Genomic DNA, 21717 nt, shown 5'->3' with positions numbered 1-21717 from the left:
TACTAACTTACGCATAGCTGGTTCCTTTGTGATAAATCCTTCTTGGTCTAAAGATCTGATCGCAGAACCAGCTTTAGTTCCATTCAGTTTTTATCCCGAGTTCAGGTTAAACTATCTAACCCAGTGGCTTACGCCGATTCCGTCGCTCAAACTCTGCTACCAGACATGATCCCTTATAACGTAGGAACCAAAGCCGCCTACACTTTTAAAGAAATCAATGGCCGAAAACCAAGCGACGATGCAATGGATGCAGTATTAAGTATATTTGTAGGCAGGAAAATCACAGATCATGCAAATACGTTTAACAGACACCCAAAGCAATTCCCGTATGTTATTCGTATCGAAAAATGACTAATATTTTAATCAATAAAAAGAATGCTATATACCTCAATCATATAGCATTCCTTGAGAAAATAGTACTTACTAAATTAGAGTAGAAATATTTAATCCTGCTCAGATAACGCCTCTTCAACCAGCAAAATCAGGGGTTTCGATTCTTCTTCTAGCCATTGACGTTGCTCTTGAGTCAGTTTTTCAGCCTGTTGCTCAAACTGATATTCAGCCTCTTTGCCGTAACCAAATACCGCCGTGTCGGTCTCTACTGCTATTTTTTGCCACAGCGCACTTTCAAGCGTTTGATTCATTGAAGCATAAGAACTCGGAAGCAATTCAATCGCCTCCAAATTTCCCATTAATGCTAATCGCCTGAGTATTTGAATGGCACTTTCTTTATCAGATTCTGACGCCTTATCATCCATAAAAGTCAATCGAGCGGATGTGAGATCCATTTCTGATTGTACTTCATCTGGGATTGGGTGCTTAACAAGATAATGTTCCACCATGCCTTGCACTTGCCTTTTCTCATAGCCTCTTAGTTGAGAAAAGGCCTCATCACGTTTTTCCAACTCTTCAGAGTAAAGAGATTTTGCCGCTAAGTCATAATACATTGCAGCGGTCAGCGCATCTTTTCTGGCTCCACGTCCCGTTGAATGCATTTTAGCCAATACACTAAACGCAGATGTGTCCCATTCGCCAACATACTGTTCAACAATCTCTTTGGCTTGGCTAATATCGGTATCTTGCTCTGAATGACTAATAAGAAAATCAGCGTATTGTATTTTTATGAATGATGAACCTTGATCATTTTCAAGTGCTTTTTCGTACCAATAACGGGCTTGCTCTACATTTTTAGGCAAGTACTTCGCATCACTGTAATGCTTAGCAAGTTCAAGCTGATCAAATGTAGCATCTTCCACCTTTGCCATTTCAATCAAAATTTTCTCAGCTTCTAATATGTTAGCTGCACCACCAATACCTTGCAGCAACATATTCGCATATGGCCTGTTTGATAGAGCATCCCCTAACTCATGAGCGCGTTCGTAATAATCTCGTGCCCTTTTGGCTAGTAGAGATGCTGGATCCTGCCCTTCATCGACATACAAGTTGTGGTAATGTTCCCCGAGCAAATGAAGCGCTGAGGGACAATCACTTTCAGCTGCTGTTTCAAGCCATTGCAGCGCCTTCGCTTTGGTTTCATCGTATTTTGGTCTTTTGTAATAAAATTCCCCTAACTTAGCTTGCGCTTCTGTATCCCCATCCAAAGCAGCTGTAGTAAGTAGTTCTTCTAATTTGTCTTCTGCATCATCCCAATGATTTCCGTTGGGCAAACGATCATTTTCTAGCATTAACATAAACAATTGCGCGTATTCCGCATCAAGCGACGCTGCTTTTATATACCAATACGCAGGGGTTTCTTTCTCATCTTGTACGTCATCGCTTGAGAATTTAGACATCAGCTCAGCTAGAATAACCGCAGCCATATAATCGCCTTCCTCAACAAGCCCTTCTAACATACTAAGTCCTTCAGGCACTTTTCCTCTGTTTATCAAGTCGATTGCTGTTTGAGTTGAGTCATCAGTATTGCCCAGCTCTGACGTTGAATTTCCAAAAGTGACTTTATACATTAATCCGATAAAGCCAAATACGATTAAAAAGGTAACTAAAGTATCTGCTGTCATGAAACACTCATCTTGTGGGTTAAAAACGTCGTTGCTTAGGCGATTGTCATCAACCTAATTACGAGTCAAAAATCTACGCTATCTAAGATATGCATCTTATTTTATTACAAGAAAAGACATTATTTTGTGACCTATGATTGATTGGTATTGAACACATCCTTTTATAGTATTTAGTCCTGTGTCCTCCACCACCTTAATATCAGCTCATAAGCCACTTTCAATTCAAAAGATAAATAACAACAATGCATTTATTTCAGCGATTTCTTTGGCTCCTTATAAACTTATGTCCAACTTCATATAACAATTTCACAGAGTGGTGACAAAGATCGCATACAAACAACATCAATATTAACACTGTTGCATATTGTTTATTTATCGTTAATATTTTCCGACATTCTAAATTCATTCAGTCAGCCACATAAAAAATGTATAAGGAAATTAATATGTCTGTGCCAAGTATGAAAGTGTCTATTTATGTCGATGAAAGCGATGTAGGGAACAATAAACTGACAACAGTTTTCGCAAATGGTGCCGCCCAACTTCCCATTAGCGTCTATGTATATATTGACGGAGAAGGTTCTGAAAATTTTAACTGCATCACTGCTGGTCTTTTAAAAAATGAGCAATCTAATGATATAACAACTCTTCCGACTTTCATTTCGCCAGAAGTGGTGGCATTTCTACCCGGCAGTGGCGTTGCCGCACCGGACTCAGACAGTCCAACCCGTACTTACCAAGCGTTTCCACATAATGTTCATGTAGGTAATGATGCATCTAACCCAACTCACACAATGCATTTTCTTGCCACACTCCCCGAAAGCACGGGTGACTACGAGCTAATGGCGTTCGCCCAAATTGAAGACACCGTCAATAACGATGTATTTTTCATCGCCAGTAACATTCAAGCCACTCAAGTCATTGCAGGTGAGGAATGCCATTTTGGCAACGATGAGTTCGTAAAAATAACCTCAAAGGAAAAACCACCAATACAAATCAACCAACAAGATATCACCCCAAATAAAGATGATCATAAAGATTTATTTAAGACATTACATTGTTATCAATATTTAGCTAGCTGCAGTTCTGATGACTACAGCTACAATATTGAAGCTCACTTTTCTGGCGAACCCAAAACATCCGATAATTATCTTCAGTCAGACCAAGGGTTTGTCGAACAAGGGTTTGATGGTGATCTCGGAGGCGTGAATGTGATTGCCCGAGCACTGTCGCACCAAGACTCTATTGAAGGTCGTATCTGCCAATGGCTAGCTGGGGACGACTCTAGTTACACGTATACGGCTAACCCCGACGCGATTGGCACCGCTTCTGCTTTCATTGGTAGAGAAGACAGTATTCAAAATGATTGTGTTCGAGAAAGTCATTTCGAAAATGACATGACCATTACAGCTACCGACGAATACGGTGGTAAAGTAATTTATACTTACAAATGTGTTGCTCGAAATAATAAAAACTACCGAAGCAGTGACAGTAATAATATCAAAGCCAGCAAGGATGACTTTTCAGCTTACATCGAGCTAAAAGGTGATCCGAATATTGTTACCCCCTAATAGACCCAAATCATTAATTAATACTGCAACGCGCTTATATTGATATATCAATGCACGGATAACCCCAACTAATAGGAACTCAGGCAACAGCGTTTGTTATTACGCAGTAGGCTGAGTTCTATCCAACGTTAGTAAGCAGATTTACCCACTCTGCCAGTACTCCCTCAATTTATTTAACACATTAAGTCTAGGTCTAATTATGAGTATTTATACCCAAGTAAAGAGCTTTAATAATAAACGTGTCAGTCCGAGCACGGGTCTATACGAATTTAACAAAGAATTAATTGAACTACACAGCCAAGATACCGACACACCTGTAACAAGAAAACTATCACTGAATTTTAATAGTCTACAAGCCAGCCCTTTAGTGAAAACCCCCTATGGTGTCGGATGGCATATAAATGGCCTTTCAGAATATACTCAAGGTAAAAAGTTGATCCTTTCAAACGGAAATAGCTTTTCGTTTGAAAGCCTTACTGAGAACAAAGTGTCGTTTCACGATCAAAAAACTCAAGACTTTTCTGTCTTCAAACGTATCGAAGATAGCTATGAGCGATATTTTATATATTATAAAGACGGCGTTATTGAAGTGCTTAAAAACTTAGGTGGCGGTGGCGTAGATACCATATTCCGGCTCTCTGAGATTATTTTCCCTAATGGCGAAATCTATCACTTCGAACATAATGCGTTTATTTCAGGGATTCCATACCTTTCAAAGATCTACAACCAAGATAACATTGATCTCGTTCGGTTTAATTATAGCAATATGGTCCTTAGCTCCATTGAAGTGCGTCAAAACGAAACAACCATGGGGCTCTTCAATATCTCAGTAACACAAAATGGCTCTTATACTCAACTCGATTGGATTGGCCATTTAAAAAATGAAGATGATCCCAATGAAAAAACACAATTTCAGTATGATGAAAAAGAAGGGTATTTGATCGTTACCCGAACAGAACAACCGGAAGGGGCAATTGAAGAGCTTCAGTACACTGATTCTGGTCACCCTTTTGTGGTGCAAGGTGGTCAAACTCAGTACATTCCCAGAATCACTAAATATTCCCTGTATCCTGGGTGCGATCAGCCTGAAATCCAACAAACCTACAGCTACTCTGAACACAACTTCCTAGGTTTTCCCAACAGCAATGGTTGGTCCACACTCCAAGATAACCTTTATCTATGGGCATCGGCTAACGATTACAGTTACAGCATCACGATAAAAACAGGGCTAGGAGAGCAACTGAAAACAGAAGTCTACACCTATAATACTTTCCATTTACTTACCCAATACCAAACCTTTTCCAACCAATGCCAAGTTACTGTCCATAACGTATATCTTTGTGATGAAGCGCCCTACGCCGATAAAGAGCTGGCATTACAACCAAATAACGTCATGTTTCCCACCAAAACAACCGTCACCTTTAGCGATGGCATAAAGGAAGCCCACTTCGTTACAGAAATGGCAACCGATGACTTTGGTAATCAACTAGAGAAAAAAGCCCCAACGGGGATCGTCGAAAGCTACCAATACTACCCTGTGGAAGGTGAACCAGACTCCTGCCCGCCAGATCCATTCAAACTGTTTTCCCGTTTCTTGAAAACAATGGAAACACGCTCTCAAGATGGCACAATTTCTAAAACGAAGCGTTTTAACTATGTCTCTTTAACGCCAATGAAAGCCGCACAAGATCGTCTAAAAGAAGCAGTAAAAGTACATTTAATCCAATATGGTGATAAAGAGACTTCCATACTAAAAGCTGAATTTGATTATATTAATAGCCCATCAAGTCTTTATACTCATAATGCAGTCACGCGCATCCAGGCCGGAATGTTAGATAATAACAATAGTTTAGTGAGTCCTACTGAAGTAACACTAACTTATTCAGCTGTCAAAGATGGCATTCTTACCTTAGAAAAAACACTGGTAGGGTATAACGGCAACATAGCCAGCATGAGCGAATCAACCAATGTTTATACTGGCCGCCCTGTATGTCAAATAGATACTAATGGCGTACAACACGAAGCCATTTATGATGTACGAGGAAGGATCACACGCAGTAGCAGTGCCACAGAAACTCAATGGCAACGTAACGACACCTATGAATATGGCTACTCAACAGAAACCAAAACGCCACAGGTACTCTACACCGATGCAAATGGTCAGCAAGCCCGAATACGTTTTGATGGTATGAACCGCCCCCTCAGCGTAGAAAACCACGCCGCCACACACCAACAGGATATCAATGAAGGATTTAGGAAAATTCAGCAGTTCGGCTACGATGATCAGGGCCGTAAAGCATTGGAAATCGCCCTAGACTATTTTCCTGATGGCACTGCTCTTTCAAGCCACTCGATAACTTACCAATACGATGACTGGGGACAAATCTGCGGAATTCAAAATGGTAACGGCGTTATTGACGCAATCAAAAATGATCCTCTGACTCTGACCCAGAGCCATCGCCAAGAGCTAAGATCTGACATTCATGACGCCAGCACAGTATCGGCTTTCTTAACAGAAACACTGACAGAGTACGACCTATTTAAAAACCCATTAAAAGTTGAAACCAAATACGACACCACAACCCTTTGCATAACGGAAAATAGTTACGATGGCATAGGCCGAAAAACCAAAGTTCATACCCCCTTAGGTCATGAAACTAGCGTCGAAGAATATGATCTTTTCGACCGAATAATTAAAACCACCAGCTTCGATGAACAACATTATCAAGCCAGCTACAGCGATTTCTCACCTCAACAGTTAATAACGTCAGTGACATTAGAATTATCAGGTGGCAGTAAGGTCAATCTTGGTGAACAAGTCTTTGATGATCTCGGACGACTAAGCCAAAAAAGCGTATCTGGTCTCCACACAACTTTTGAGTACACCGAAGCATCGGATAGCCCAACAAAAGTGACGACAGCTTCAGGAAACACGATTCAGTTTGAACGTATCGCAGAGCTAAACAATTCCGTAAACAAAGTATCCACTTACCTCAAACAGGGCGATCTAGAGTCCAGCAATGAATTTACGTTTGCAGATAATACGTCCTCTCTAATCAACCAAGGCAGCCTAATTTCATCTAAGAATGCCGTCAGTGGATACCAATATCAATATGATAATGACGGTAACGTAAGTGCAGTAGATCAATCCGTCGCCGAACATGACAGTGGTCAAATCAGTGCAAGAACCTACTCGTTACTTGGAAAGCCTCTCAGCTTAGAAATAAAAATCGGTGATACTACTGTGGCACGTCAGCATCACTATGACGAATTAGGGCGTTTAGTTTCTACCACTCAAGGTAATATCACCGTCTCACTTGAATACGATGCTTTTAGCCGAATAGCTGTAGAAGAAATCCAAGAATCTGGCAACGTTCGTCAATCAACGACCATTGAATATGATGGCTGGGGAAGAGAAAGTGCGCGGCACTGCCACATCACATTAAATAACGAGACTTCATTACTGACGCTACTCTCGCATTACGATGCCGAAAATAAACTGTCTACAAGAACCACTCGCTTAAATGACGAAGATCGATTAACGGAGCACTTCAGCTATGATTGCTTAAATCGACTTACTCAATACTGGATTGACGAAGGATATGATCCTAGTTTTCTGCCCATTAATGAAATAGGACTAAAGCTCATATCACAAAATTTTGAGTACGACTCTTTTAACAACATAACCAGCGTAGAAAGTAAATTTGACGGTCAAACAACATCAGATGTCGCAACATACCACTTTGATGATCCTGCCACACGCCGTCCAACGGCCATTATGCATACCTTAGTCAGTACCTTCCCTGAGCGTATCGATCTTAGCTACGACGAAGATGGTAACTTGATCTTGATTGATCAAGGCAATAGTTCCACTTCACTAAAATACTCAGTCGAAGGCCGTGTTACTGCCATAAATGGCACTGAATATCAATACGATCCCTACGGCCGCCTCATTACAAACACGTTGGACGGCCAAGTACACTATTACCTCGGTGAGACCTTATTTAAAGTCGTGTCAGCAGTTAACGAAAATATTGAATTCATTCATAGTGGGCAACAAACCGTCGCAGAAAAAGAATCCAACGTAACCAGAGTGCTTTCCTCCACTCAACAAGGAACTGTCATTGCTTCACACGACGGTAACGCCACCAACAATACGGCTTATACCCCTTATGGAGCCGCGCAGCTAACCTCTCAGACGGGTTTTAATGGCGAAATATTAGATAAAACCACTAACGCTTATTTTCTAGGGAATGGGACGCGCCTTTACCTACCTAATTTGGGCTTATTTAGTTCGCCTGATTCAATGACGCCATTTTCTGGAGGTGGTATTAACCCGTATTTCTACTGTAACGGCGATCCAATTAACTTGTCTGATCCCACAGGTCACTTCAGTACTGAAGCCGATCTAGCACTTAATGTGGTTTGTTTTATGGGGGATTTATTGGCCTTAATACTCGCCCCATTTACAGGAGGATCATCAGCAGCCATCGCCATGGGAATGTCTGCGGCAGCATTAGGGCTAATCAGTGATACCTTAGGTATTGCCGCCGATTCCATGTCGATTAAAGATGAAAAAAATCACACAGATCACAGTGACAAGATTCAACGTTTAGGCCTCGCATCTGGAATTTTTGGCGTTGCTTCAATCGCAGTAGGCGCAGGGGATGGCATTTACAAAGCAAACAAAGCAAGACAAGGCAATAAGTTCGCTAAAAAAGCCGATAAAGCCATGGGGCTATTTAAACTGAACAAAGAGTTCCAAGCCTCTTTAGACAAGCTGCCCACCAAAAGAAGAGAGAACCACTTAAAAATGCGTCAAAGAAATGAGGCCTGCATGCGGCGCAATAAAGCAAACTATGACAAGTATTATGAAAAAGGCAAAGCGGCAGATAGAGAAGGATCTTACCCTGATGCTTTAAATTCTCTGTTTGCTAACCTCTCTGGTGTCGATGTGAATTACATTAACACCACATTCAAAGGCGTGAAGTTAACAAAAAAAGCGGTTGCAGAGGGAACTAGTCATGCTTTTGACATGGTCACCGTACCGTCGGGCTACGCTCTTTTGGCAAACACAACATGGGAATTACCGAGCGCCACAGATAATGGCACCAACAGTGATGCCGAGCACATGCAACAGATGCTGGCTCAAACTATTGCTTTAAAGTATCCAACAGGGTAATTTAAAACATCAGACGCCATCTAATTATACAATTAGCATGGCGTCAACCCTCTTCATTAACAATCTGCGATCCTACCCAACTGAATGATTATCCACGCATTCACACCCTTTACCAACCATTACAATTGTTAACTACTGGTTACCAACACATTAAATACAGACGTCATTAAATTGATAAACTGCCGACCTCGAATAGGAAATTCATTTTTAAAACATAACGTTATAAAAAAGGTCAAAAGAATGATTGTATCTCAAGGAAAAACGAAGTTGCTCAGCCGAAGTGCTATGGTAGTCCTAACCTCTACCTTATTATTAGGCTGTGGAGAGAGTTCAAATTCAGAAAGTACGGGTCAAGGAAGTTCAAACGCTGACAACAGCTCCCTACCATTAACAGGAAGTTGGGAAGACCAAATTCAAGCGACAAATATACTAGGGAAAGCCGTTGAACTTACTTTAGTCACATTGAATGGTGCCGCCTTGCTTGCTCAAGATCACCAAAGGTTAGGCAACACCTTTGCCTGTGCTGGTGGCGGAACAAGCACTCAAACGGTTTCTGGTGCAAATGTTACATTCACAACAGATAAATGTGTTCATAGTAACTACCAATTCTCTGGTACATACACAACCACACTTAAAACCAACACTCGTTTGTCCATCAATTCTAATGGCCAAATAGTGGATCTTCAAAATACGAATAATCAAGCGATGAGTCCTACTTACCATCTGAAAACATCGCCAGAATCCTACATTGATACGACTTCCAATACATTAGAAATGGTCAACACCATTACCATTCCTTCAGATCTGCAACCTCAATTGCAAGCCGGAACTTATCAGCTTAACTTAAAAGGGGTTTCCTCTAATTTATCGGGGCAGCTAACCGGATCGAATGAACAAAAAATCGATTGGGAATACCGTAATGGCTCACTTATTATCGATGGTAACAGTGTAAGTTCGTCTAACGCGATTCCGTCATCTCTACACTTCTCTTACTAAACGTTTAGCTCTTGGAGTAAAGCAGCTGGCCACTGCGTTACTCCAACTTCCATAACAACATTTTAGCGCCCTCATTAAATGCCCCAGTCAATGGCACACAGCCTTTGCTTAAACCAATTAAACGCGCGCCCTTCATTTTTCTCTTTATGCCAAGCGATAAAAATATCTTGCTTTGGCCTTGGTATAGCGCATTGCTTTTCCACTAATTTACCGCTCTCAATATAGGGCCGCGCAATGTGTTCAGGCAAAAAACCGATACCAATCCCTTCCATTTGCGCCAAGAGTTTAGATTCCATCGAGTTCACCCGTATCACTTGTCGGCTTTTAAACAATCCACTGTCTCGCACGGGCAAAAATTGTGAAGAATCAGACACCACAACAGCCGGATACTCGCTCAATCGCTCACCTTCTAATTCTCCTTCTACCTGTATTAATGGGTGATCAGGTGCAACCGCAAACACAAACGACAAAGTACCTATTCTATGAGTTTGGAATAAACCTTTTGGTAACTCCCCCGTCACCCCAATGACAATATCAGCGCGGCGACTGTGAAGGGCATCCCACCCTCCCCCGAGCACTTCTACCCCAAGGCTCAAATCCACGTTTTGTTCCAATTGATTAAACTCTTGCACCACAGAAAAAAGTGGCGAGGGGGAAATAATGGTATCTCGCGCAATACGTATTTCGCTCTCCCACCCCGATTCAAGCTGCTGAACCGAATCCACTAAACGGTGCGTCGCTAACAAGATCTCTCGACCGTGCTCTAACACTAACCGCCCTGCTGGGGTAAGCTGGGCTCGCTGTTTTGAACGATCAAAAAGTGCAACTCCCATGTCTTCTTCTAACTTTTTAATAGTGTAAGTCAACGCGGAAGGGACTTTGTAAAGTGACTCGGCCGCCGCCGCAAAGCTGCCTTTTTTATCAATGGCATCCAATGCTCTTAATGCGTCGATCGTGATGGCGTGATGCATATTCCCTCACTTCAAATTTTTTGAACTAACTGTACAAATCATTCCGATTTTCTCTTCAATCTACCACGCCTAAACTTCAGTTCAATGCTTAGAGAGTGAGAGCTCTAACAAAAAAGACATTTAAAAATTTTGAGGAAAAGCCATGATCACCGTACGCCACTCACAAGAACGCGGCCAAGCAAACTTTGGCTGGCTAAACAGTAAACATACATTCTCATTTGGTCACTATTACGATCCAAACCACATGGGGTTTTCAGAGCTTCGCGTTATTAACGACGATGTGGTCAAACCGGGCGCTGGGTTTGATACACACGGCCATCGCGACATGGAAATCATCAGTTATGTACTGGAAGGCACCATTGAACACAAAGACAGTGAAGGTAACATTCAAACTCTTCCCGCTGGAGAATTTCAACTAATGTCTGCGGGGAAAGGGATTTATCACAGTGAATATAATGGTTCAAATTCAAATGACTTACGTTTTCTGCAAATCTGGATTCAGCCTAACACGCTGGGGGGGAAACCAGGCTATCAGCAGAAAGACTTTGGCCGAGCCACAGGATTAACAACCATTGCAACACCAACGGGAGAAAGTGGCACATTACACATAAAACAAGACGCCACATTGCATCAGTTGATCCTAGAACCACAATCGGAGTATGCACTCACTATTAAGCAAAACCGCCGAGTGTACGTTCACCAAGTGGCTGGCCATTTATTGCTAGATAACACCCCCCTTCTAGCGGGCGATGGCGCTAAAATCGAAAAACAAACTCAATTGATATTTAAAAATACCAATGAGGAGTCAATCACAGCTCTTATATTCGACCTACCATAATCAGCCCGTTAAAGCTGAAACACTGCACGATTGAATGTACCCCCTCTCATTACTGTATGCTGTGTGAGGGGAATCACCTCCTAATGACAATACCCTCCTGACATTTTCATAATCAATACTCTGTATTAACTGAAATAACTGTGGCTATACTTGATAAAACCCATCGTTTGAAGTGTATCGATGAAGGCAATTATCATACTGTTTCTTTACCTACTCTTTTTGCCGCTGCCCATTATGGCTATGGAGATCGCGCTTTTTGTCCCACGCAGCGAAACACCAGCTTGGCAGCCACAAATAAAATTCGCCCAAGCTGCTGCCGATGATCTTGGTATGACTCTGCGAGTTTATGATGCTGACAATCAGCCGGAGGTTATGCTGAAGCAAGTCACCGAAGCCTGCCGAGAAGGCATCGATGGTATCTTGTTTATGAATTATGAGCAGATCGGAGAAAAAATCTTAGCCATAACTGAGCACTACAAAGTACCTAGTATTCTGTATAATACCGGATTGATCACAAACGACTTACGGCCTAGAACTAAGTATCGATTTTGGATAGGCAGTATTACCCCTGATGATCAAAAAGCAGGAGCACTGTTAGCAGAACAACTTCTTTTAAAAGCAGAAGAAAAGCAACTTAAAAAAATCAACATGCTTGTCCTTAATGGCAACATGAAAGAGATTTCTGCCCAACAACGTAATCAAGGGCTATACCAATTCATTAAACATCACCCTCATGTCACCATTGTTGCTGAAGGCGATGGAGATGAAAGCTGGAGTCGGGACGAAGCAAAACGTCAATTTACGCAATATTACCAACAATACCCTGAGATCAATATGATCTGGGCGGCTTCTGACACTTTGATTCTAGGCGCAAGGGATGCAATGGCCGAGCTTTCTGTTCCCATGGACAATCTCATCATGGGTGGCATTGACTGGCTACCAGAAGCACTTCAGACCATCAAAGAACACGCTCCCTATATTTCAGTCGGGGGCCATTTTACCGAAGCTGCGTGGGGGATGATCCTACTCAAAGATTATCTTGAAGGTCACGATTTTGCCGCTGAGTCGACTCAATTTCACTCCCAAATGTACGCCATCAATAATCAAAACATACAAATGTTTCAAAGCTTTATTAATGACAACTGGCAACGCATTAATTTTAAAGCACTGTCAAAAGAACAAGAAAACGGCAAACTTTACAACTTCAGTATAAAATACCTACTCGATACCTACTACCAAGACACCAAAACATTCGAACTAACTCAAGAAGAAAGAGAATGGTTAAAACGGCATAAAACACTCCGGTTAGCGATCGACATCGACTGGCCACCTTTTGAGTTTGTCGACGACCAAAAAATATACCAAGGTATTGCCGCAGACTATATTAAGCTCATCGCCGAACGTTTAGACCTAGAACTGGCACCAAGTATAGACATGAACTGGTCTGAAGTGGTTGAGGCTGCCAAACGACGAGAACTGGACATCTACCCTGCGCTTGCCATTACTCCCAGCCGTAAAAATTACTTAAACTTCACACGCCCTTACCTTAGCTTCCCAATGATGATCATCACCAATCAGAGCATTCCTTACGTCAACAATATCAAACAGTTAAATGGTCAAGAAGTCGCAGTGGTTAAAGGGTATGCTTCTCACGAATTACTCTTGGAAAATCACCCTAAGATCAAACTGTTTGAGGCCGATAATGTATCCGATGCTCTGGAAGCTGTCTCTTCAGGGCAGGTCGCAGCCTATGTCGGAAATATCGCTACTGCTAACTATGTCATGACACGGGAGGGGTTTACCAATTTAAAAGTGTCGGGGATCACCCCATACCGCTTTGAACTGAGCATGGCAGTGCGTAACGATTGGCCAATCCTGAGCAGCATTTTGCAAAAAACGTTAGATGCCATCTCTGAAGAAAAGAAAAATGCGATCTATTCACGCTGGGTGACAGTACGGTACGAACACGGTGTTGACTACAGCCTCGTATGGCAAATCGCGATCATTTCTCTACTGGTCTTAATTCTCCTCAGTTATTGGACGCGAAAGCTCTCAAACCTAAATCAAAAGTTAAATAATGAAATCACGGAGCGAAAACAGATAGAACAACAACTACGACAAGAAAAGAAAAAAATAGAGGAACTTACCATTACCGATCCTCTTACCGGATTATTTAATCGCCGTCATTATAATCAGGTCTTACCGTCCGAAATTTGCCGAGCACAACGCAGCAAAGAGTGGCTTAGCTTTGTCATTCTGGATATCGACTACTTCAAACAATACAACGATAACTACGGCCACCATAATGGAGACAATTTATTGATCTCCCTTGCCAACGCTCTAAAAGCACGCTGCCACCGTTCATCAGACTACTGCTTCCGTCTAGGAGGTGAGGAATTTGGGATCATCTTTTCTGGCCTTTCACCGGAAGAAGCCTCGGCATTTGTGGAAACCCTCAGAAGCACCATTGAAGAATTACAACTGGAGCATAAATACAGCTTGACGGAATCTGTGCTCACCGCTTCGTTTGGCTTAGTCACAGCCAAAGCCCCCACCCAAAGAATGGAGCAGCTTTATGAAACAGCGGATGCCGCCCTATACCGTGCTAAAGAGGCCGGGCGTAACCGAGTAGAAACCGTCATACTCTGAAAGGTATTAATAATATGCCTGTGGGCTCTCGTAAATAGGGCTACTGTGGCCTTATCGCATATTCGTTTGATTATTTTTCTAAGCAATCAAAAGCTCTTATATGTAAAGATAAATCACCCTTATTATGAGATATGTTACTTTCAAACGTTACATTTCTAATTTGGGTCCATTTCAAATTATTAACGTCCGTTAATTAAATCATTAAAATTAATAACAAAAAAGATTTAACATTCACACTCAACCAATGAGTCGACGCTACTTACCCTACCATTTAATTTGAGTGTAATTTTCACTTTTATTTATGTTATTTTTATAAGGAATACTCATGTTAGCTTTCTTAAATTATGCATTAACAGCCTATGTTCTTATCGGATCGGTCGTTACGCTTTATGTCATTGTTTTTTATTTTTTCACTGGCGTTACTATCTTTGAAGGTGAAAAGAAAAGCGTTATGCCCTTCAGATATAAAGTGAGCTATGTTTTCGTCACGTCAATATTATGTCCATTATTATATATCGCATTTATTGATGAAATTACCTCATTAAAAAGGCTTCATAAATTAAGAGTGGCACACTCATAATGTAACACTCATCAACCTCAAACAGCCGCTAGACACCTTGGTGGCTGTTTGCGACCCCTCCTAGAGCAACGAGTAACACTACGCTCAATAAAAGCATATCCGCATCATTTAAAAAGCGAATAGACAATAGGATCCGTAAACCACTTCGACGTTAGCGTGTCGGTCTCATTGATTTTTCTGGTTTGACCAGTTAATGTTTATTTACATTTTGATAACAAAGACCCGCCATGAATATTGATCAATTGCTTCTAACAGCAAAAAATTGCGTCCACCACAATAAAACCATGACTTTCCCTGAAAGCTGGGCACAAGGCCGAACCGCTTTTGGGGGTATATCCGCCGCGCTTTTGTACACCGCCATGAAAGTGAAAGTCGCCGCTAACCGCCCTCTTAGATCACTGACGACCAATTTTGTCGGCCCTCTTGTCTCTGATACACCCTTTTCTTTTGAAGTTGAAGTTCTTCGGGAAGGCAAAAATGCCTCTCAACTAACAGCTAGAATCATACAAAATGATGACGTCGTTGTGATTCAACAAGCAAGTTTTGGGATCGATAGGTTTTCAGAGATCGAAGTAAGCCACCAAGATCAACATGATCTGCGAGATCCAGGTTCCTTACCCCTTGTTCCGTTCATTCCTTCTGTCACACCCAACTTTATCGACAATGTCGATTTAGCCATTGAAGAAGGCGCAATGCCCTATACGGCGCAGACTCATTCCCATTTAAATGGTTGGATGCGATTTAAAGAGCCACCATCACACATCTCTGATGCCCATCTAATTTGTTTGATCGACGCTTGGCCACCAGCGGTACTGCAAATGATGAAAGGCCCATCCCCGGCCAGCACAATGGTGTGGAATCTTGAATTCATTCATCCTCATAAGCCTGTGAACCCGACAGATTGGTTTGCCTATAAAGCCATCACGAGACAAGCTGGAAACGGTTACGCACACTTAGAAGCGGATGTTTGGAACAACGCCGGAGAGCTCGTAGCCATCAGTCGCCAAAGTGTTGCAGTGTTTAGTTAAAAAATTGAGCCTCATGTCGTATAAAATGGCCTTTCGGTAATTATATGGCTATAACATTTTAGAAATGTTGCAGTTTATTCACTTTACTCTCTAAATTTCGACAACATTACATCTAAAACCTACAGATAGATTTTTAATGCCATTCTAGTGCAATGGTTTTCGGTATTGCAGATATATACAGAGCTACGTTATATAGTTAATTTTCAACGTCATGAGAGATTATCAATGCTTTTAGATTTTAAGCACATCTACTACCTATACCTTGTAGACCATAATTATAGAGAACTAATGATTCAATTTGGCTTAAACGCTCTTATGTCAGGAAATGAGAATGAGAGTATTGTATTACTTGCCAGTGCAGAACGTGATACTGACACGGAAGTAGTTAATTTATTTAGAAAAGCCGCATCAGAGCTGTGTGAAGATTTACCTGTTAAATGTAATGCAGAGTTATGGGTGGCAGAGACCTCCCTTGAGCTTCTGAAGAATGGCATTAAGTTACCCGACTTTGATATAGATTCCCAATTTAAAAGAAACCTCTTAGTGACGGTTTCTGAGTTGAAGCATATTTCAATTGTTGACCCATTCTTATCTAAATTCATCGATGAACTCGGAAAATTTGTTGGTGTAGGTGGCTTGATTAATGACTATCAAAGCTGGTTAGATCAACTAAGTGAGTGTTGTAAAGCAATTGAGGTTCAAGAGAGTCGAAATATCGCAAAAGAAGTCTTGGATTTAATCCATTGGGTTTCATATAGTGCAACAACCAAAGGTATGTTAGATGAGAGCTATAGAATAGCTTACAAGCTATTGAATCTAAATAAGTTGCAAAAAGCCGTTGAACGAGGTTCCTAAAATCGGACACAAAACAGCTGGCTGTGTCTACTTCTCTACTAATTTTAACCTGCTATTTTATACCATTTAATGCGGTGTCATATGGTTAAGAGGATATATGGAAATTTCATTACTAGCGGATCATCCGAATGAAGCTCATAAAATAGCGAAGTGGTATTACGATGAGTGGACTAGAATAGCTCCGAACTTCACCGAAGAAATGGTGCTTGAGAAAGTTATTGAGAAATCAGTTAATCGAAACCAACTTCCTTTATCGTTAGTCACTCACCTTGATGGTGAACTTGTTGGTGTTCTTGAGCTTAAATTTCGTGAAAATAAAAACTATCCAGAATATGAACATTGGGTAGGCGGTGTGTTCACTCACCCCAATCATAGGCGCAAGGGTATTGCATCTCTTTTACTAGAATCAGCGAAAGAAAAAGCATTCTGCTTAGGTATCAAAACTCTGTACTTGCAATGTGAGAATTTTAATATTGATTTGTATTTAAATCATGGCTTTAGGATTTTACACCAAGCACAACATCATGAAATAAAAACAACTATCATGGTATGGGGAGCTACTACCTAACAATTTACGAGTGGTTGGCACTTTTACTGAGCTTTAACAATACAAATTAAAGTTATGATCAGAAAGTCCTCTTGACACAAGTAACTATTATGAGTAATTCATAGATAAAATAACAACGTAAGGACACACCATGAATTCATCCACCGTTCTCTCAAGCGAGCTTATCGTGAGTGGCCGTGATATTCCGCTAAAAGAACTTCTATTCGCAAAAAAAGTCGTACATAACTATATGCTCGTTGCACAACCTGGCAGCCCTGTGGAATTGTTACCGGAAATTGTCACTGCGATTGATGGTATTGAATACTTCAAGACGGAATCAGACACATGCCAAGCAAGAAATGCTATCTCTTCTATGCTGGATAAAGTAAACACGAACTCGTTTGAGCAATTCAATCACTCCGCATCTAAGCCTTCTCAAGCTTTAGATGAGTTGATCGAAGATCGAGTACACTTGATAAAAAAAGAGCGTCAAATGCTACTTGAAGCAGGCTATGATGTCGCTAAGATGTAATTTGCGACAGTAGTCATCGCAAGCGATATTTCACAAGCCCACTAACCGCAGAAAAGTGGGCTACCTTATTTTAAGGCATCTAATGAATACCACTTATACAACAGAAGAGTTATTTCTTGCAGGCGGCTGCCTTTGGGGGGTACAAGAATTTATTAAGTATGTGCCTGGTGTATTAGCCACCGAAGCGGGTCGAGCAAATGGTACTTCTAGCACAACTCAAGGGGACTATGATGGCTATGCCGAATGTGTTCGAATAGAATTCAACCCTCAGCTGACATCAGTCTCTAAACTCCTCGACCACTTATTTGAGATTATCGACCCGTACAGCATCAATCAACAAGGCATGGACAGCGGCAAGAAATATCGCACTGGCTTATACAGTCAAAATTCTGCTCATTTGGAAGTAGCACGACACCATATATCAGCTCGCCCCGATGCTGATAAAATAGCATTGGAAATATTGCCATTAACCAATTTTGTTTCCAGTGATGACGAGCATCAAGATCACCTCACCAGGTTCCCTGAAGACCATTATTTATGTCATATTCCGTGGGATCTGTTGAAAAAGTATAAAGAAAAGTAACAAAAAACCAGAACTAAGGCATTGGTAGAAGTTTGGTCACCGAAATGCAAAAGCGAAGTGGAGCTTCAAACATTGAAGTGAAAGCGTCAGTTAATGCAGTAGGTTTCTACAAGCGGCTAGGGTTTCAGCCAACAGATAAGGAGCAAGTTAAAGGTGGTATCCGTTATCTCCCAATGGTTTTGAAAGTGTGATCAAACACATAAATACATATTTAACGTTTCAAAATACTTGTTCTCATAACAACTGGAAGAATTAGATTTCAGGACACAACACAGTTCTACCACCGAATAAACCATCACAAGCCGATGGAAATCACGATGTACCGGAGTTCAGAATCTAAAGTATCCAAAGCGGCTGATTATCTTCACGATTTGCTGATCAAAACCCTCAGAAGCTCAGCTATGTAATACTCCTACACATCAACCGACTCTGCCTCTACTATTTAAACCAACACAATTCCCCCCATAAAACATTTTATTTTTCTTCAAAATTCGTGTTGACCTGTCTAAGACTTTACAATTTATAGTGCGTACACCAGTTAAGAGGAAAGTTTCCTATGTATCGAATTTCTGAATTAGCCCAGCAAGTGGGATTAAGCCGTTCAACCTTACTTTATTACGAGAAGTTAGGGTTGATTGCAGGCCAAAGGCAAAGCAATGGCTATCGTCGTTATTCAGAAAAAGATCGACAGCGGATCAAACTATTACAGCAATTACAGGCAGGAGGGCTAACCCTCAAAGAGTGTCAATCCTGCTTAGAGGGCAAGATAAATCGATCAACTCTTTTGGAAAGGCTAAACACACTCGACACCGAGATAAAGGAAAAACAGCATGCAAAAGAGCTACTCTCGTCCATGCTTGGCATACGTTCAATGCGTAAATGGCATGAAAACATTGAAAAAAGTGCCCCGTCTGCGCATTTAGAGTGGTTAATGAAACAAGGCTTTAGTGAAAAAAATGCCTTAAGACTAAAATGGCTATCAAAAGACATGAATGAACACGAACAGTACATGGCTGATTTTGAATCAATTTTTCAAGGCTTAGACCGACTTGGACCAGGGGATGAAAGTGATTCTCTCAAAGCTTTACACGCTTTACCGACTAATTCAGGCGAGGCATTAGAAATAGGTTGTGGCAAAGGGGTAACCACCGCTTTACTGGCTAAAAACTCTACCTTTCATTTAACTGCGCTCGATAACGATGAGTACAACTTAACCTGCCTTAATGAGAAGGTAACAAAGCGCCCTTATGAGAATCGGATTACCACGGTTTGTGCCAGTATGACGGCAATGCCATTTACCAACGAACAATTTGATGTGATCTGGTCAGAAGGCAGTGCATATATCATGGGCGTCAAACAAGCCCTTAACAACTGGAAGCCCTTTATGAAGCCGGATGGCTACCTAGTGATCAGCGACTTGGTTTGGTTAACTGACAAACCAGACGAAAAAGCTGTGGAGTTTTGGCAGCAGAACTACCCAGATATGACAACAAGCGAGCAGCGAGTGAAAGAGATGCAAGAAGCTGGCTTTGAAGTCATCGACAGCTTCACTCAGAGTGAAAAGTCGTGGAGAAACTATCTGGATCCGTTGAAGAAAAAAATCGCTCAGGTAGACGAGAACACCTTGACTTCCAATGCCTTGAAAGATTTACGAAACGAGCTACAAATACACGAACACTACTCAGGCCAATACGGCTACCACATCTTTGTTTTAAAAAATAAAGTATAAAAAAGTTAACACATGCCCCCCTCATGATCTCGTGCACCATGAGGGGGAATGGGACGCGCAAGTTTACTTCTCGCCTCTTACTGCCACTTTCTATCAAACAAACTCATGTAATTACTCCCTAACCGCTCTTTTGCCTGCCGGGTATACCTGCCCAAAATAATAAACTGGCGTACCAACAGCCAGAGCCCAGCCAACGTCCAAACACCAGCAACCGCGAGCTGCGCCAAAACCCAATTCCAGCTGTCCAAATAAGACTGAGCCAACCCCTGATCAAACAACAAAGGTACTGTGGAAACAAACGGACATATACCAATCAGAAAAACACATAGTGGCCACCCTCGCATCATAAATGGCGTATTGCGATAATGCTGACCGGCATCAAAGTGTCCTTCGATGGTAACCAACTGTGGGCTGCTCGACACCTCATAATCTCTTTGGGCTACCCAAGGCCTAGGGCAAAACCCGAACTGGATACGCTGGCCCGCTTCAAGCATCGTGACAGGTTGCAGCGTAGGCAGGGTAAAACACAAAGCAGGGTCTTGCGGCGCTTTATCGGCACTGCCAGTAAACCACACTTGCTTACCATCCGTTCCCATAATGGTGCCTTGTGCCAAGGTGACCATACGCCCCGGTCGATTAATACAGGGCCGTCCAAATGGACAAGATAGCCGACGGTAGCGTACAACCCAAGGCAACACAAACAGTGCAAAAACAATAGGAAGGCCATGGGCAAACAGTACTTCTTCTTCCCACCCAAACGCGTTGATCATAAAAAGACAAAATAGCACTAAGCCGAGAAGAAAAAACCTATTTCCACTCAACTTTAATGGTAAGTCCAGCTGACGACGTTCATCAGTATCAATCACGCGGCTACCGTTGATATCGATGTTGAGTGCTTTCGCTGGTCCTTCGGGAGCAAAGCGAGCTTCCCACTGCGCGGCATATACATCGGTCAGCCTGCGACCATTGGCACTGATGATGTACGCGGTGTTCTTATGAATGAAGATTTCCGCGTCAACAACCTGGTAAGACTCGGCCTCATCACCAATAAATTGACCAACGAATTCCCCCGTTAAACGATAAGGACCAATCAGAAATTCATAGGCGGGACCAAAACGGCGTTTAGCGAGTACCTGAGCCTGCCCTTGCACCGAAAAAATAGGCCCAATAGGTAAGTGACGACGATAGACTAAATACAAAATTTGCTGCTCTTTCGCCGTCAACTGCCTTAAAGCGGTCCCCTGACTTAACTGATTAAGCTTTTTTTTACTTCGGATCACAGCATAAGGAAGGTAAATACAAAGATAAGATACAATCAAAACACCGAATACACTCACGACTATCTCGAACATACCGCCCTCTTATATTTCTCGAGATCTAATTTCTATCCCCCATGGATAGCCATAAGTAATTATTTTAACTTTATTTTCAGTGATTTTAATTTTCAGCGATAAAACCTTATTAAAATATGTGATCACGTATGTATCTCTAAAGATAAATAGTGGTCGCAGCTAACATACGTTTACTTTACCAAGTAACGGAGGCTCATTCGAACGATCATGGAAGCAATTAATAATTTTGTTCTTTTCAGCGTAAACCACAAGAAAATCGATAAGCTCATGCATAGAAATGGCTCTTACA

At 41.7% G+C, this 21717-nt stretch carries 16 protein-coding genes; 13 read left to right on the top strand and 3 right to left on the bottom strand.

What is annotated here, in order from left to right; all coding sequences use genetic code 11:
* Positions 1-123 precede the first annotated feature (123 nt).
* A complete protein-coding gene (locus MHO82_RS24790) occupies positions 124-351 on the top strand; it encodes a hypothetical protein (RefSeq protein ID WP_239189121.1) in 228 nt (75 codons plus the stop codon).
* A 92-nt stretch (positions 352-443) separates the two neighbouring features.
* Here the strand turns inward: MHO82_RS24790 and MHO82_RS24785 are convergent, their stop codons facing one another.
* On the bottom strand, positions 444-2018 hold the full coding sequence (locus MHO82_RS24785; RefSeq protein ID WP_239189119.1) for a tetratricopeptide repeat protein: 1575 nt from the start codon (positions 2016-2018) through the stop codon (positions 444-446).
* A gap of 443 nt (positions 2019-2461) precedes the next feature.
* Here MHO82_RS24785 and MHO82_RS24780 point away from each other — a divergent pair, with 443 nt between their 5' ends.
* The 3 genes from MHO82_RS24780 to MHO82_RS24770 all read left to right on the top strand — a co-directional run bounded on the left by MHO82_RS24780 (position 2462) and on the right by MHO82_RS24770 (position 9764).
* Complete coding sequence (locus tag MHO82_RS24780; protein ID WP_239189117.1) at positions 2462-3586, top strand: hypothetical protein; 1125 nt, start codon at positions 2462-2464, stop codon at positions 3584-3586.
* Positions 3587-3785: 199 nt separating this feature from the next.
* Positions 3786-8768, top strand: a complete 4983-nt coding sequence (locus tag MHO82_RS24775; protein ID WP_239189115.1) for an RHS repeat-associated core domain-containing protein — start codon at positions 3786-3788, stop codon at positions 8766-8768.
* Positions 8769-9008: 240 nt separating this feature from the next.
* Positions 9009-9764: a hypothetical protein gene (locus MHO82_RS24770; RefSeq protein WP_239189113.1), complete on the top strand. Its 756-nt coding sequence runs from the start codon at positions 9009-9011 to the stop codon at positions 9762-9764.
* 74 nt (positions 9765-9838) lie between these two features.
* On the opposite strand, the gene MHO82_RS24765 is transcribed toward MHO82_RS24770, so the two are convergent.
* Positions 9839-10735, bottom strand: coding sequence for a LysR family transcriptional regulator (locus MHO82_RS24765; RefSeq protein WP_239189110.1), 897 nt, complete (start codon positions 10733-10735; stop codon positions 9839-9841).
* A gap of 142 nt (positions 10736-10877) precedes the next feature.
* On the opposite strand from MHO82_RS24765, the gene MHO82_RS24760 reads away from it, so the two are divergent.
* From MHO82_RS24760 to MHO82_RS24720, 9 genes are all read left to right on the top strand, one after another.
* Positions 10878-11573, top strand: a complete 696-nt coding sequence (locus MHO82_RS24760; protein WP_239189108.1) for a pirin family protein — start codon at positions 10878-10880, stop codon at positions 11571-11573.
* Between the two features lie 180 nt (positions 11574-11753).
* Positions 11754-14222, top strand: a complete 2469-nt coding sequence (locus MHO82_RS24755) for a diguanylate cyclase (RefSeq protein ID WP_239189105.1) — start codon at positions 11754-11756, stop codon at positions 14220-14222.
* Positions 14223-15029: 807 nt separating this feature from the next.
* The gene (locus tag MHO82_RS24750; RefSeq protein ID WP_239189101.1) at positions 15030-15830 is read left to right on the top strand and encodes a thioesterase family protein; all 801 of its coding nucleotides are present in this window, start codon (positions 15030-15032) and stop codon (positions 15828-15830) included.
* Positions 15831-16118: 288 nt separating this feature from the next.
* Positions 16119-16685 carry a hypothetical protein gene (locus tag MHO82_RS24745; protein ID WP_239189098.1) on the top strand — a complete coding sequence of 189 codons (567 nt, stop codon included), beginning with the start codon at positions 16119-16121 and terminating at the stop codon, positions 16683-16685.
* Between the two features lie 97 nt (positions 16686-16782).
* Positions 16783-17253 (top strand): GNAT family N-acetyltransferase, encoded by a 471-nt coding sequence (locus MHO82_RS24740; RefSeq protein WP_239189096.1) that lies wholly within the window; start codon positions 16783-16785, stop codon positions 17251-17253.
* Between the two features lie 130 nt (positions 17254-17383).
* Positions 17384-17764, top strand: a complete 381-nt coding sequence (locus MHO82_RS24735) for a hypothetical protein (protein WP_239189094.1) — start codon at positions 17384-17386, stop codon at positions 17762-17764.
* Positions 17765-17846: 82 nt separating this feature from the next.
* On the top strand, positions 17847-18347 hold the full coding sequence (locus MHO82_RS24730) for a peptide-methionine (S)-S-oxide reductase (RefSeq protein WP_239189092.1): 501 nt from the start codon (positions 17847-17849) through the stop codon (positions 18345-18347).
* A gap of 20 nt (positions 18348-18367) precedes the next feature.
* Positions 18368-18538, top strand: a complete 171-nt coding sequence (locus tag MHO82_RS24725; protein WP_343299991.1) for a GNAT family N-acetyltransferase — start codon at positions 18368-18370, stop codon at positions 18536-18538.
* A gap of 365 nt (positions 18539-18903) precedes the next feature.
* Entirely contained in the window at positions 18904-20076 is a 1173-nt protein-coding gene (locus MHO82_RS24720) for a MerR family transcriptional regulator (protein ID WP_239189087.1), read from the top strand.
* 77 nt (positions 20077-20153) lie between these two features.
* Here the strand turns inward: MHO82_RS24720 and MHO82_RS24715 are convergent, their stop codons facing one another.
* Positions 20154-21428: a hypothetical protein gene (locus MHO82_RS24715; RefSeq protein ID WP_239189085.1), complete on the bottom strand. Its 1275-nt coding sequence runs from the start codon at positions 21426-21428 to the stop codon at positions 20154-20156.
* Between the last annotated feature and the right edge of the window lie 289 nt (positions 21429-21717).

The sequence above is a fragment of the Vibrio sp. Of7-15 genome, from assembly GCF_022347565.1.
In the GTDB taxonomy this organism is placed as follows: domain Bacteria; phylum Pseudomonadota; class Gammaproteobacteria; order Enterobacterales; family Vibrionaceae; genus NORP241.
Note: the sequence above shows the minus strand (reverse complement) of the source record. Positions and strands in the feature narration are given on the sequence as shown.